Genomic DNA, 13,617 nt, shown 5'->3' with positions numbered 1-13,617 from the left:
TAACTTTATATATAGAGAAGGGAATTAAAAAATATGTATTTGCAATTAGGATCGATTGAACAGGTAACTGTTTTACGCGAAACGGAAATCGGATATATGGTTGGAAACGAAGAGGAAGAAATCTTCCTACATAAAAACGAATTAGCTGGAGAAATTGCAGAAGGCGATACGATTGATGTATTCTTATACCTTGATCACCAAAATCGTATTTCAGCAACAATGAAGGAACCAATTATTACAACACATGATTGGAATTGGGTAAAGGTTGTAGAAGTTATTCCTAGTTTAGGTGTGTTTGTTGATATTGGTGTATCAAAAGATATACTAATTCCACTTGATGAGTTTCCAATTTATATGCCAGTATGGCCTCAAGAAGGCGACGAATTATATTGTACGTTAAAATTAACGAATCGTGATCGTTTAATTGCTCTTCCGGCAAGAGACAGTGATATGCAAGAAATTATCGTAGATGCAACGCCATCTATGCGTAATAAAAACGTAAATGGACGTGTGTATCGCTCACTTCAAGTTGGTTCATTCATACTAACTGACGAGCATTTCCGTGCTTTCTTACACCATACAGAAAGAAAAGAACAAGTCCGCATCGGTGAGCGCGTAACAGGTCGTATTATTGACGTGAAAGACGACGGTACAATTAACATTTCACTTCTTCCTCGTAAAGAAGAAGGAATGGAAGATGATGCAGCAGTACTTTATGCATATATGGAAGAACGAGGCGGAGCGATGCCGTTTTGGGATAAGAGCAACCCAGAAGACATTAAAGAACGTTTCAATATGAGTAAAGCTGCCTTTAAGCGCGCACTTGGTAAACTGATGAAAGAAGAAAAGATTTACCAAGAAGAAGGCTGGACTTACTTTAAGAAATAAGATAAATGAAAAAGAACTATTTTTTCTCTAAGTTTATTAGGGAGGAGGTAGTTCTTTTTACGTTCGGCACAAAAGGAGAAAGGGAGTAAGAGAATCATTGGAAGAGGAATATTTTTAAAAATATAGAAGGGATAGATAGTTATATCTATATGAGAGAGAGTTTGAATTTAATTTTGATTGAAAAGAAATGAGGTATGTAAATGAAATATTATAGTTCCGGATACCTCATAATTTCCTACGATAGGGAACTTATCTATAAAGAATGCAATATTGAGGGGCTATCACAAAAGATTTTAACAATATGTAATGGGATTCGGCCTACATTTCCGGATTATTGGTTTTTCCCTTGGTGTAATTCAAATAAAAATGATCCTATTGCTCAGATGATAAATGGAAGGTTGAAGATTAGTAAAGAGGAACGTGAAAGTGGACAATCTTTTTTAGATACACTAATGGAAGAAGAAAAGTTCTCGTGGCCGAATGCTTTTAAAAATTTAGAAGATGCGAGATTCTTTAAGCGAAATTATTTAAAAGGGATAGAAAATTTAGAGATTATTAGTTTGCATCTTTCAGAAGAGTATCGGACGGATTTCTTAATGAATGAGCGAGAAGAAAATGATTTTGAAGTTTCTATATATGATTTTATCGAAAGTGCATTACCTGCTGATGTTGAGAACGATGAAATATTAGGATTTGATATATGTGGTTTTAGTAACAATAATTTTTATTCTTTTATTCATAATAATTTACAAGAGGATTTTGGTAAGAAATTAAATGAATTATCACTTGTTGATAAGTATGAAGATGCAAAGCAGATTATCCATTTAATTGATGATGGGGAAATTGAGGCAGAAGAGGTATTGTGGTATCCGTGGTTAATTTTGAAATGCATATAACTTGTTAGAGAAAGAGGTATAAGCATCGAATTAAAATGGAGGTAGAATTAGATCATATCACTTGGCATTATAAAATCTTGAAGAAAAAGTTAAAAATGTTGATAGAAGATTAAAAAAGCACGATCTTATTTTTTCAATAAGATCGTGCTTTATTTTAGTTCTCTTTCCCAAAAAGATGAGAAAATGTATCTTTCAAGTCACTATCGTTTATTTTAATATCCGCCTTTTTTAATTCATCTTGTAATAATTTTTGACCGAAGGAAGGGTCGGCAAGACGTTCTTCTTCTAAGTCTTTACGTATAGAGTCTTTCACTTTATCGTAAGGTTGTAAATCTTTTTTATCAGTTAGTTTAATAATGTGATAGCCGTTTGGTGATTTTACGGGATTGCTAATTTGGCCGGGCTTTAATTTGTAGGCAGCTTTTTCAAATTCAGGTGTCATTTTTCCTGCCCCGAAGTATCCGAGGTCTCCGCCATTATCTTTTGATGCTAAATCTTGAGATTCTTGTTTTGCTAATTCTTCAAATGAAGTGCCGGTATCTAATTTCTTCTTTATCTCTTTCGCTTCATTTTCGTTACTTACTAAAATGTGACTAGCTTTAATTTCTGGTTTATAGTGGTCTTTCACATCTTTTTCTGTAACGCTTTGTTTAATCGCTTCATTCAATGCAAGTTTGAATTTAATTTGATTTTTGAAATCTTCTTCATCTTTTAAACGATTATTTTCTAGTGTTGCTTTGAATTGTTCTCCATATTGATCTTTTGCTTTTTCTACTTCTTTATCTACTGCATCATCAGATACTTTATATTTTTTAGTAATAACATCTTGTGCTACCATTTCGTATAGCGTGTCTTTTCCGTATCGATCTTTCAATTGTTTTTCGAAATCGCTCTTTGTAATTGTTGAGTTTGTTGTTGTAGCGATTGTGGCCGAGTCATTTTTTTGTCCGCAAGCAGATAGCATTAATATACTTATTAGTGCAGTGATAATGAATGTACTTTTTCCTTTCATGCTAACACCTCATCCGAATATGTTATCGCTATTGTAGAATATAGAAGTGAACATGAAGTGAATTTTTAATGTTTTTTCCCTGTAAAATGTAAAAAAAGTACATCAACATTAACGTTGATGTACGATGTAATCAAAGGTGATCGGTTTTCTTAGAATATGCACGTTTTCCTTGCTGAATATTTTTTTGCTCTTGTTCATTTTTTTGAGTGCGCTTTGCATTATTGTCGCGTGCTTTTTTGTCGTTATCACTAGTATGTGGCATATGTATCAACTCCATTTCTAAACGTTGTATGTTTATCATTTCCTTTTTCGTAAAGACTATGTATAGCGGTGCATTCATGAATACTAAAGGTGGATTAGAAATGGATTTGAAGCTGAATTATACTGAACTTATTAAGAAGTTAGTCGTTGTAATTATTGCGGGTTTATTAAATGCGATTGGGATGAATTTATTTTTAACACCAGCGAAAGTGTATGCGAGTGGTTTTGCTGGATTGTCTCAATTATTGTCACAAATATTAGGTGACTTTTTATCTATTCATATATCTACGGGGGTATTGTTTAGTTTATTTAATATTCCTGTCGTTATTTTAGCGTGGAAAAAGGTTGGGAAGGCCTTTACATTTTTTAGTTTTCTTTGTGTTGTATTTATGACTTTGTTTTTAGAAATTATCCCAGTTAGAGCGGTTTCGCACGATATTATATTGAATGCGATTTTTGGTGGGATTATTTCAGCGATTGGGGTAGGGGTTGCTTTAAAGTGGGGGGCTTCTACAGGTGGTCTAGATATTATTGCTATGATTTTATCAAAAATAAAAGATAAGCCTGTCGGCACGTATTTTTTCTTCTTTAATGCACTTATCATTATCGCTGCTGGCTACGTGTATGGATGGGAAAAGGCATTATATACTTTAGTCACTTTGTATGTATCAACGAGAATTATTGATGCGATTCATACCCGTCATGTGAAGATTACGGCATTAATTGTTACAAAGAACGGGGCAGATGTGCGAAAAGCAATTCACTCTCGCTTAGTGAGGGGGATTACAACTATACCAGCAACAGGTGCTTATACAAATGAAAATAAAGAAATGTTAATGATTGTTATTACTCGTTACGAGTTGTATGAATTAGAGAGGGTTATTAAACAAGTGGACCCAGGTGCATTTACAAATATACTGCAAACGGTCGGTGTGTTTGGATTGTTTAGAAAAGATTAAGGAGGACCAAAGCTGGTCCTCCTTTTTTAATGCGAATTCGTAATGTTTTGCAATTGCTCCTGCATTTCACGTAGCTGAACTTTTTCAGCAGTTGAAGAGTTTGCATAAGCAGAGTGTAAAGAGTTTTTTGCTCTATAAACGAGTTCCTGTTGTTCAGCGCCACTTGAACAAGAAACGGCACTTGAAACAGCGTCTCTAGCTTGTTGGAATAGTAAGTTCCCCATTTAAACCCCTCCAAATGAAGAGTTACTTCTCGCTTTTTCTGCCTCAGCTAATGTACCTCTGTACGGGAATCTTGCATCATGCTTCATAACAGCATCGGCTCCTTGCTGGATAAAACGCTTTGATTTGTTCTTTTTACCCATTCGAAAAACCCCCTTTATTTAGCTGAAAACAATTGACGCGCTTTCTCTTGCGTCTAATAATAGTATGAGCGTTTGGCGAGAAACTATAAGCAGGGAATTTTTAGATTACAATCCAAGAACCTCTTCTAAATATAGAGCGATACCATCTTCTTCATTCGTTAATGTCGTATGATTTGCGAGTGATTTTAATTCAGGAATCGCATTACCCATTGCGATTCCATGACCAGCAAATTCGATCATTTCAAAGTCGTTATCCTCATCACCAAAAGCGATAATTCGCTCTTTAGGAATATTATAATGGCCTGAAATTTTTTGTAATCCGACAGCTTTATTTAATCCGCTTTTTACAATTTCAATAATTGGCCAAGGCGCACCCCATTTTCTATGGTCGATGACTTCAGCATGCATATCTGTTAAATGTTGGCGAATTGCAGCAGAATGCTCGTCATGTGCATCGATTAATAAGCAAGTTGGATGGTCGTTTAAAATATTTAATAAATCTCCTGTGAAAATCTTTGGAGAACCGAATTCAAAAATATGTTTTTTATCTTCATCAATTTCACGGACATACACATCATCGATGACTTCAGCATAGACATTTTTCACGCCGAAATCAAAGCAAGCTCGGACGATTTCTTGCGCTGTTGAAAGTTCAAGAGGAGAGTGATGTGTTCCCCAACTTGAATCAAGAGGGTGATGCACGTAAGCTCCATTAAAGTTTACGATTGGTGTGTTAAGGCTAAGTTCTTTATAATAATCGTAACTAGCGCGGAATGGACGCCCCGTTGAAATAACGACAATATGTCCTTGTTCTTTTGCTTTTGCAATTGTGTTTTTCGTTCTTGGAGAAATTATTTTGTTGTCTGTTAATAAAGTTCCGTCTAAGTCTAATGCGATTAAATGTTGTTTGTTCATAATTTCACCTCTTATAATAAATTTTTTGATTCTATCTGTATTTCCGTTTTTAATATGCAGAAATAAGAGGTTAGACTGGGTGAAACTACTGTAGATGAAAGTTTCACTATATATCCATCTTACGTCGCGAAGCGCTGTGGTGTCTACTATTTCTCGTTGGAAATTAGGGAAAGTCAATATCTTTTTAGAAAGTTCAAACAATGTTTCTTTCATTATGTACAATTTGTGAAAAGGGTTACATTGTTTGAATGATGCGACTTATAATGAACATGTAATCTTCTCGTATATGTTTGACTCTCCTTTGAAACTGGCCTAAAGTAGGTTGGTTTCTTTTTTTTCAACAAATATGCCAATAATTCCTGCTTAAGCTTGTGTAATTATATATATGTACATGGGTAAACCGTAGTACTTGTTTCCTAAACATGACAGAAAAGCTTTCTTTTAAAATGGATATACTAATGAGGCAAGACGTCATGGAAGGAGAATGGAAATGGGACAAAATCGCAGGTTTCGTTCAGGGCAAAAGGCGCCAAATGATGGCATTTACGTAGAAATTGGTGAAACGGGAAGTATGGTGAAAAATCCGCAAATGGTACAATTAACTGCCGGTGAAAAGTTTCCAGAGAACGCAAATCATAACCGTCAGTGGACATATAAAAGAAAACCGTAACAGAAGCCGCAATCGTTATTGCGGCTTTTTTGATTAGGAAAATGAATGTTACTTTTTTCTTTTTCCAATAATAAGTTTAAACTACATAAGCAAAATTATTGTATAAAAAAGTCAGTTGGCGTATAATCAAATCAAAGGTCAAAGAAAGTCAAACATTTGGAGGGCTGTAAAGATGGACTTAAATCAAATGACAACGAAAACACAGGAAGCGATTATGAGTGCTCAATCTTTAGCGGTATCTCATCATCATCAAGAAGTAGATACTGTTCATCTATTGCTTACGTTATTAGAGCAGCAAGACGGATTAACGGTACGTATTTTTCAAAAAATGAATGTCGATATAGAAGCGTTAAAGCAAGGCGCCGAAAGTTTAATTAAGAAAAAGCCTTCTGTAACTGGAAGCGGGGCAGAGGCAGGGAAATTATATGTAACAGGTGCTTTGCAACAACTGCTTGTAAGAGCAGGAAAAGAAGCGGAGAAATTGCAGGATGACTACATTTCAATCGAACATGTATTACTTGCTTTTTCTGAAGAAAAAGGCGATATAAATCAATTATTCGCAAAATTTTATATTACGAAAGATAACTTATTACAGTCTTTAATGACAGTTCGGGGGAATCAAAGAGTGACTAGTCAAAATCCAGAAGCAACTTATGAAGCGTTAGAAAAATATGGCCGTGATTTAGTGGCTGAAGTAAGAGCGGGAAAAATTGATCCTGTAATTGGCAGAGATAGTGAAATTCGCCGCGTGATCCGCATTCTTTCACGCAAAACGAAAAATAACCCCGTTTTAATCGGAGAGCCAGGTGTTGGTAAAACAGCAATCGTTGAAGGATTAGCGCAGCGTATTGTGAAAAAAGATGTCCCAGAAGGATTAAAAGATAGAACAATTTTCGCTTTAGATATGAGTGCACTTGTGGCCGGAGCAAAATTCCGCGGTGAGTTTGAAGAACGTCTGCAAGCTGTATTAAATGAAATTAAAAAGAGTGAAGGTCGCATTTTATTATTCATTGATGAACTTCATACAATCGTCGGCGCTGGTAAAACAGAAGGAGCGATGGATGCGGGAAATATGTTAAAACCAATGCTAGCGCGTGGTGAACTGCATTGTATCGGGGCAACGACATTAGATGAATACCGTAAATATATTGAGAAAGATCCAGCGTTAGAAAGACGTTTCCAACAAGTGTTAGCAGAAGAGCCAACTGTTGAGGATACAATTTCCATTTTACGTGGTTTAAAAGAGCGTTTTGAAATTTATCACGGTGTAAATATTCATGATCGCGCGATTGTAGCGGCATCTGTTTTATCAGATCGATATATTTCGGATCGTTTCTTGCCCGATAAAGCAATTGATCTTGTTGATGAAGCTTGTGCAACAATTCGAACAGAAATTGATTCTATGCCAACAGAACTAGATGAAGTAACGCGCCGCATTATGCAGCTGGAAATTGAAGAAGCTGCTCTTGGGAAAGAAAAGGACTTAGGTAGTCAAGAGCGCCTAAAAACATTGCAACGTGAATTATCGGATTTAAAAGAAGTTGCAAGTAGTATGAGAGCGAAATGGGAGAAAGAAAAAGAAGACATTCATAAAGTGCGTGACTTACGTGAACATTTAGAGCGCTTGCGCCGTGAGTTAGAAGAAGCAGAAGGAAATTACGATTTAAATAAAGCAGCTGAGCTTCGCCACGGGAAAATTCCAGCTATCGAAAAAGAGTTAAAAGAAGCGGAAGAGATGGGTGCACATAATAAACAAGAGAATCGTTTATTACGCGAGGAAGTAAGTGAAGAAGAAATTGCAGACATTGTTTCAAGGTGGACTGGTATTCCTGTCGCAAAACTCGTTGAAGGTGAACGTGAGAAATTATTACGTCTTGAACAAATTTTATCAGAGCGTGTTATCGGTCAAGAGGAAGCGGTAAGCCTTGTATCAGACGCAGTACTTCGTGCTCGCGCTGGTATTAAAGATCCGAATCGTCCAATTGGTTCATTTATTTTCTTAGGTCCTACAGGTGTTGGTAAAACTGAGCTTGCAAAAACGTTAGCGCAAACATTATTTGACAGTGAAGAGCAAATGATTCGTATCGATATGTCTGAGTATATGGAGAAACACGCGGTGTCACGCTTAATTGGAGCGCCTCCTGGATATGTTGGATATGAAGAAGGTGGTCAATTAACAGAAGCAGTAAGACGTAAACCGTATTCTGTTATTTTGTTAGATGAAATCGAAAAAGCACATCCAGAAGTATTCAACATTTTATTACAAATGTTAGACGATGGACGCATTACAGATTCACAAGGACGTACAGTAGACTTTAAAAATACGGTTATTATTATGACTTCAAATATTGGATCTGCTCACTTATTAGAAGGGCTAGAAGAAGATGGTTCTATTAAAGAAGAGTCAAGAGAACTTGTAATGGGACAATTAAGAGGACATTTCCGACCAGAATTCTTAAACCGTGTCGATGAAATTATTTTATTCAAACCTCTTACAAGGAATGAAATTAAAGGTATTGTTGATAAGATTGTACAAGAATTACAAGGGCGTTTAGCAGATCGCCACATATCATTAGAATTGACGGAATCTGCAAAAGAATTTGTTGTAGAAGCTGGATTCGATCCGCTGTACGGAGCTCGTCCGTTAAAACGATACGTACAGCGTCAAGTTGAGACGAAATTAGCGAGAGAATTAATTGCAGGAGCGATTACTGACAATAGTCACGTAGTGGTTGATGTAGAAAATAACGAATTAGTCGTGCGTGTGAAGTAAAAAAGAGTTCGGATAAAATCCGGACTCTTTTTAGTGTTGTTCTACTGGCTCGTTTGGAATCGCAGCTGCAATCGCTAATACTAATACCGCAAGAACAACTGAGAAAATAGACGCTTGGTTAAAATCGTATGTACCGCCAGTCATAGAGCCGATTACGTAGCTCATCATATGTACAAGCGCGAACGACCAAATTAATGCCCAAATGAAACGCATATTTTACACCTCTATTCGTTCAATCTGTCCTTATTGTAACACAATTGAAAAAAGAATATAGAAAAATATTTGTAGATTTTTCAACGCAAATTTGCATTCTGTTCATACATTATAAAAGAGTACTTTTATACGTTTAGAAAATAAGGCGGGGGAAAAATGAGTATTACGGAACGTTTTTTTTACTTAGAAAAAGAACCATGTGTAATTTATTTACCGGAAAAGCCAAATGGATTTTCTGTTATGCTCCTAGGAGATTATAACTATTTTATTGAGAATGGTACAAGTTTATGGACACAGCATGCAGGGAGAGCTTATTTTTTACAGGGCCTTATTGAAAAAGGCTATACGGTCTTTTCATCTAACTTATACGGAAGGCATTGGGGAAACGATCGAGCTGTTCGTCTTGCAAAACGTTTGTATGATGTCGTTCTAAGAAAAGAGACGTTGAATGCGAAAATGCACATTATGGCAGATGGTATGGGAGCGCTTGTAGCACTGGAGATGATGAACAAATACCCTGAATGTATACGTTCTGTCGTTATGTTAAATCCGTGTTTAGATTTACCAGAATATGTGGATTTTGAGAAAGAGCATAAGTTTTTTTACAAAAGATTAGTGAAGGAATTAAGTTTGGCGTATGATTCCAAAGAAGAAGAATTAGAATCAAAAATAAATAAGAAATCATTTGCGCTTCTGCCGTCTTGTGTACCTGTTAAAGTTTTTGTCTCAACACAGGAAAAAAGAGGAAGAAAACAATTGTTACGTAAATACGAGAAAATGAGGCAATTCAATCAATGCGATACTTCTGTTTTATTCCATCTGCAAGATGTGAAATATAAAATGGTTAGACAAACGACTGATTTCTTTAAAAAATATGAAGAAGAATTGTGAAGCTCCCATATACATAAATGAGGAGCTATTTGTTTCAAGGGGAAAGGGTTGGTGGTATGAAACGCGTGCTGATTATAGGTGCACTTACGTTTGTAGGTTATCACCTTGTGAATAAAATGATTGCAGAAGAAGTAGAAGTATATGGTCTTGATTTTGATGAATTTGATAGTATGACAAAAATTAATGAAGAGAAATTATTGTTGATTGGGCGGAATGCGTTATTTACGTACTATTCTATAAGGGATGAAGACGGATGGCGATCGGTAGAGGAAGAGAGTTTCGATACAGTTTATTTTTGCTTGTATGAGCCGAATCAGCAAAGTGGATTTCGGAATGAAAGGGTCATATTACAATATTTAAAACGAATCGTAAGGATGTGTGAAAAAAATAAAGTAAAGTTAAATCTAATTTCTTCTATTGAAATAGGAAGCACTGAAGAATCCGAAAACAAACATCTATTTTCGAAAGTGGAAGAAGGGTTGAAAAAAGGCGAATTACAATATAGTGCATATCGAGTTCCTACATTATATGGGCCATGGCAACCGTCGTTTATGATGTATCATCAGCTTATTTTATCAGAACTTGATGAAAAAGAGTGCCGTTGTATAAATGGAGAAAAAGGAAGTGATTTACTTTACGTTGAAGATGTATGTGAATATTTATGGGAAAATGGAATGAATGTAAAACACCTCGGTATATATAATTTACTTAGTGGAAAAGAAGAGTTATGGGAAAAGGGTATGAGTCTTTTACATGCAGATGATAAAGTAAATAACAAAAATGTGGAAGTAAGAGATGAAGCTGTAGAGGTTATTTCTATTCAAAAAAATACACCAGTAGAATTCGGTTTAAATAAACAATTGGCACATATGAAAAAATATAAAGAGTTATACGAAGGGTAGCATGCGTGTTACACTATTGTATGGATAATTGATTGAAAAGCTTTAATGGAGAGGAAGAGATTACATGAACGAAAAAAGTATGCAATTTTTACAAATCGCAATGAAGCATTTACCAGAAGCAAAGGCAATTTTAGATTCTAATGGAATTGCACTTGATATGGAGAAAGCACAGCCGGTGTTAGAGCTATTGATGAAAGTAATGGGCGAAGCATATGAGCTTGGGAAAGCAGATAAAGAATAAAAAAACCTTCTTTTTTGATGGAAGAGAGGCTCGAACCGTGGATAGAAGCGGTAAGGGCCTTTTTTTATTTCGAGCGAGGTAAGACCAGAGGGATGATGAGGCTAAAGTGGAAGGTTATGAGGAGAAGGTCTTAGTTTTGAAGGGAAAGCAGATAAAGAATAAAAATCTTCTTTTTTGATGGGAGAGAGGCTCGAGCTGTGGATAGAAGCGGAAAGGGCTTTTTTTGTTTCGAGCGGAGTAAGGTCAAAAGTATTGGGAAGTTTATCTTTTGAAAGGATAGGAATTTTTCTGTTTCTTTTAATGAAAAATAAAGTTAGTAATACGCTGTCTTATTTTTTTAGCTGAAATATATTCTAGACAAAAGTACATTTATGTTTTAAAATTAGTACCAAGTCATAATAATTGATATAAAACGGAGGGCTGCGATGTGAACGTGGGCATTTTAGGGATCGGAAGATATGTGCCAGAAAAAGTAGTCACAAATTACGATTTAGAGAAAATCGTAGATACATCTGATGAATGGATTCGTACGAGAACGGGAATTGCAGAAAGACGCATTGCCGATGATACAATAGATACTTCATATATGGCGGTAGAGGCTTCTAAAAAAGCACTTGAAGATGCCGGGATTAGCGGAGAGGATATCGATCTTATTTTAGTGGCAACAGTAACGCCAGATCGCGCATTCCCAGCAGTAGCTTGTGTAATCCAAGAAGCAATTGGCGCAAAACACGCAGCCGCAATGGATTTAAGTGCAGCGTGTGCTGGCTTTATGTACGGAATGATTACAGCGCAGCAATTTATTCAAACGGGAACTTATAAAAATGTATTAGTAGTTGGTAGTGACAAACTATCTAAAATTGTAGACTGGAACGATCGAAATACAGCGGTACTATTTGGGGACGGAGCAGGTGCTATCGTAATGGGAGCTGTTTCGGAAGGAAAAGGTGTACTTTCTTTTGAATTAGGAGCGGACGGAAGTGGCGGTAAGCATCTTTATCAAGACGAGTATGTTATGATGAACGGCAGAGAAGTCTTTAAATTTGCTGTTCGCCAACTTGGTGATTCCTGTCTTCGCGTGTTAGAAAAAGCGGGACTTACGAAAGAGGATGTGGACTTCTTAGTACCACATCAAGCGAATATTCGTATTATGGAATCTGCAAGAGAAAGATTAAATTTACCGAAAGAAAAAATGAGTATGACAATTGAAAAGTTCGGTAATACATCGGCTTCTTCAATTCCAATTGCAATGGTAGAGGAATTGCAAAATGGACGTATTCAAGATGGTGATTTAATTATACTAGTCGGTTTTGGCGGCGGGTTAACATGGGGAGCAGTAGCTCTTCGTTGGGGTAAATAAGGACTGAGAGAAAAAAAGGAGTGTATTTTGTATGGAAAAAAAGAGGGTCGTAATTACAGGGCTAGGAGCTGTTACACCGATCGGAACAGATGTTGAAACAGCTTGGGAAAACATTAAAAACGGTGTATCCGGAATCGGACGACTTACAAGAATAGATTCAGAACAAATTCCTGCAAAAGTAGCAGCAGAAATTAACGACTTTGAAGTCGAAAAATATATAGATAAAAAAGAAGCGCGCCGTATGGACCGCTTTACGCAATATGCAGTAGCAGCAGCGAAAATGGCAGTTGCAGATGCGAAGCTTGAAATTACAGAAGAAAATGCACCACGCATTGGTGTATGGGTTGGTTCTGGTATTGGTGGTATGGAAACATACGAAGAACAATTTAAGATTTTTACTGAAAAAGGTCCGCGCCGCGTGAGCCCATTCTTCGTACCAATGATGATTCCAGATATGGCAGCAGGTCAAGTGTCAATCGCTACAGGAGCGAAAGGAATTAATACTTGCTCTGTAACAGCTTGTGCATCTGGAGCAAACTCAATTGGTGATGCGTTTAAAGTAATCCAGCGCGGTGATGCTGATGCGATGATAACAGGCGGAGCAGAAGCGCCATTAACAAGTATGGCATTCGCTGGGTTTAGCTCAGCGAAAGCATTAACATTCAATGAAGATCCAGCAACGGCTTGCCGCCCATTCGATAAAAATCGTAGCGGTTTCGTAATGGGTGAAGGATCAGGAATTCTTATTCTTGAAGAATTAGAGCACGCATTAGCACGTGGTGCTCACATTTATGCGGAAATTGCTGGTTATGGTGCAACTGGTGATGCGTTCCATATTACAATGCCTGCTCCTGGCGGTGAAGGCGGAGTTCGTGCGATGCGTCAAGCTTTAGCTGATGCAGGTCTAGAGCCAAAAGATATTGATTACATTAATGCACATGGTACAAGTACAGATGCAAATGAAAAGTATGAAACGATGGCAATTAAAGAAACTTTCGGTGAGCATGCATATAAAGTAGCGATTAGCTCAACGAAATCAATGACAGGTCATTTATTAGGAGCAGCTGGTGCTGTTGAAGCGATCTTCTCTATTAAATCAATTACAGACGGAGTAATTCCTCCGACGATTAACTATGAAACACCAGATCCAGAATGTGATTTAGATTATGTACCAAATACAGCGAGGCATCAAGAAGTGCGAGCTGTATTAAGTAATTCATTAGGATTCGGTGGTCATAACGCAGTATTAGTATTTAAAGCATATAAATAAT

The 13,617-nt window shown here is 36.6% G+C and carries 16 protein-coding genes; 10 read left to right on the top strand and 6 right to left on the bottom strand.

From position 1 onward, the window contains the following. The first annotated feature begins 33 nt into the window (after nucleotides 1-33). Together NSS74_RS17925 and NSS74_RS17920 are read left to right on the top strand one after the other, a co-directional pair. The gene (locus NSS74_RS17925; RefSeq protein WP_002011240.1) at nucleotides 34-888 is read left to right on the top strand and encodes a CvfB family protein; all 855 of its coding nucleotides are present in this window, start codon (nucleotides 34-36) and stop codon (nucleotides 886-888) included. 200 nt (nucleotides 889-1,088) lie between these two features. Next, nucleotides 1,089-1,784, top strand: coding sequence for a hypothetical protein (locus tag NSS74_RS17920; protein ID WP_002140821.1), 696 nt, complete (start codon nucleotides 1,089-1,091; stop codon nucleotides 1,782-1,784). Between the two features lie 154 nt (nucleotides 1,785-1,938). Here NSS74_RS17920 and prsA read toward each other — a convergent pair whose 3' ends face one another. Together prsA and NSS74_RS17910 are read right to left on the bottom strand one after the other, a co-directional pair. Continuing rightward, nucleotides 1,939-2,796 carry a peptidylprolyl isomerase PrsA gene (prsA, locus tag NSS74_RS17915; RefSeq protein WP_002011303.1) on the bottom strand — a complete coding sequence of 286 codons (858 nt, stop codon included), beginning with the start codon at nucleotides 2,794-2,796 and terminating at the stop codon, nucleotides 1,939-1,941. A gap of 130 nt (nucleotides 2,797-2,926) precedes the next feature. Further along, nucleotides 2,927-3,058: a DUF3941 domain-containing protein gene (locus NSS74_RS17910; protein WP_001120851.1), complete on the bottom strand. Its 132-nt coding sequence runs from the start codon at nucleotides 3,056-3,058 to the stop codon at nucleotides 2,927-2,929. 100 nt (nucleotides 3,059-3,158) lie between these two features. On the opposite strand from NSS74_RS17910, the gene NSS74_RS17905 reads away from it, so the two are divergent. Continuing rightward, the gene (locus NSS74_RS17905; RefSeq protein ID WP_002125914.1) at nucleotides 3,159-4,016 is read left to right on the top strand and encodes a YitT family protein; all 858 of its coding nucleotides are present in this window, start codon (nucleotides 3,159-3,161) and stop codon (nucleotides 4,014-4,016) included. 26 nt (nucleotides 4,017-4,042) lie between these two features. Here NSS74_RS17905 and NSS74_RS17900 read toward each other — a convergent pair whose 3' ends face one another. The 3 genes from NSS74_RS17900 to NSS74_RS17890 all read right to left on the bottom strand — a co-directional run bounded on the left by NSS74_RS17900 (nucleotide 4,043) and on the right by NSS74_RS17890 (nucleotide 5,296). Next, nucleotides 4,043-4,240: a DUF3813 domain-containing protein gene (locus tag NSS74_RS17900; protein WP_002011309.1), complete on the bottom strand. Its 198-nt coding sequence runs from the start codon at nucleotides 4,238-4,240 to the stop codon at nucleotides 4,043-4,045. After that, the gene (locus NSS74_RS17895; protein ID WP_000516816.1) at nucleotides 4,241-4,381 is read right to left on the bottom strand and encodes a hypothetical protein; all 141 of its coding nucleotides are present in this window, start codon (nucleotides 4,379-4,381) and stop codon (nucleotides 4,241-4,243) included. It abuts the gene before it with no gap. A gap of 105 nt (nucleotides 4,382-4,486) precedes the next feature. After that, the gene (locus NSS74_RS17890) at nucleotides 4,487-5,296 is read right to left on the bottom strand and encodes a Cof-type HAD-IIB family hydrolase (protein WP_002030271.1); all 810 of its coding nucleotides are present in this window, start codon (nucleotides 5,294-5,296) and stop codon (nucleotides 4,487-4,489) included. Between the two features lie 490 nt (nucleotides 5,297-5,786). Here NSS74_RS17890 and NSS74_RS17885 point away from each other — a divergent pair, with 490 nt between their 5' ends. After that, nucleotides 5,787-5,966 (top strand): YjzC family protein, encoded by a 180-nt coding sequence (locus NSS74_RS17885; RefSeq protein ID WP_002086997.1) that lies wholly within the window; start codon nucleotides 5,787-5,789, stop codon nucleotides 5,964-5,966. Between the two features lie 172 nt (nucleotides 5,967-6,138). Then, on the top strand, nucleotides 6,139-8,739 hold the full coding sequence (gene clpB, locus NSS74_RS17880) for an ATP-dependent chaperone ClpB (RefSeq protein WP_002140822.1): 2,601 nt from the start codon (nucleotides 6,139-6,141) through the stop codon (nucleotides 8,737-8,739). A 30-nt stretch (nucleotides 8,740-8,769) separates the two neighbouring features. Here clpB and NSS74_RS17875 read toward each other — a convergent pair whose 3' ends face one another. Beyond that, entirely contained in the window at nucleotides 8,770-8,952 is a 183-nt protein-coding gene (locus NSS74_RS17875; protein ID WP_001211111.1) for a YjzD family protein, read from the bottom strand. Between the two features lie 156 nt (nucleotides 8,953-9,108). Between NSS74_RS17875 and NSS74_RS17870 the strand changes: the two genes are divergently transcribed. From NSS74_RS17870 to fabF, 5 genes are all read left to right on the top strand, one after another. Beyond that, nucleotides 9,109-9,843, top strand: a complete 735-nt coding sequence (locus NSS74_RS17870; RefSeq protein WP_002030268.1) for a hydrolase — start codon at nucleotides 9,109-9,111, stop codon at nucleotides 9,841-9,843. 29 nt (nucleotides 9,844-9,872) lie between these two features. Further along, a complete protein-coding gene (locus tag NSS74_RS17865) occupies nucleotides 9,873-10,745 on the top strand; it encodes an NAD-dependent epimerase/dehydratase family protein (RefSeq protein ID WP_002086991.1) in 873 nt (290 codons plus the stop codon). Between the two features lie 64 nt (nucleotides 10,746-10,809). Beyond that, on the top strand, nucleotides 10,810-10,986 hold the full coding sequence (locus tag NSS74_RS17860; RefSeq protein WP_002011319.1) for a ComZ family protein: 177 nt from the start codon (nucleotides 10,810-10,812) through the stop codon (nucleotides 10,984-10,986). Between the two features lie 427 nt (nucleotides 10,987-11,413). Beyond that, on the top strand, nucleotides 11,414-12,346 hold the full coding sequence (fabH, locus tag NSS74_RS17855; protein WP_002140823.1) for a beta-ketoacyl-ACP synthase III: 933 nt from the start codon (nucleotides 11,414-11,416) through the stop codon (nucleotides 12,344-12,346). Between the two features lie 31 nt (nucleotides 12,347-12,377). Next, nucleotides 12,378-13,616: a beta-ketoacyl-ACP synthase II gene (gene fabF, locus NSS74_RS17850; RefSeq protein ID WP_002030364.1), complete on the top strand. Its 1,239-nt coding sequence runs from the start codon at nucleotides 12,378-12,380 to the stop codon at nucleotides 13,614-13,616. The last annotated feature ends 1 nt before the right edge of the window (nucleotide 13,617 follow it).

The organism is Bacillus sp. FSL E2-8868 (assembly GCF_038005505.1).
GTDB lineage: Bacteria > Bacillota > Bacilli > Bacillales > Bacillaceae_G > Bacillus_A > Bacillus_A mycoides.
The sequence above is the reverse complement of the archived record's forward strand: the minus strand, read 5'-3'. Positions and strand labels throughout refer to the sequence as shown.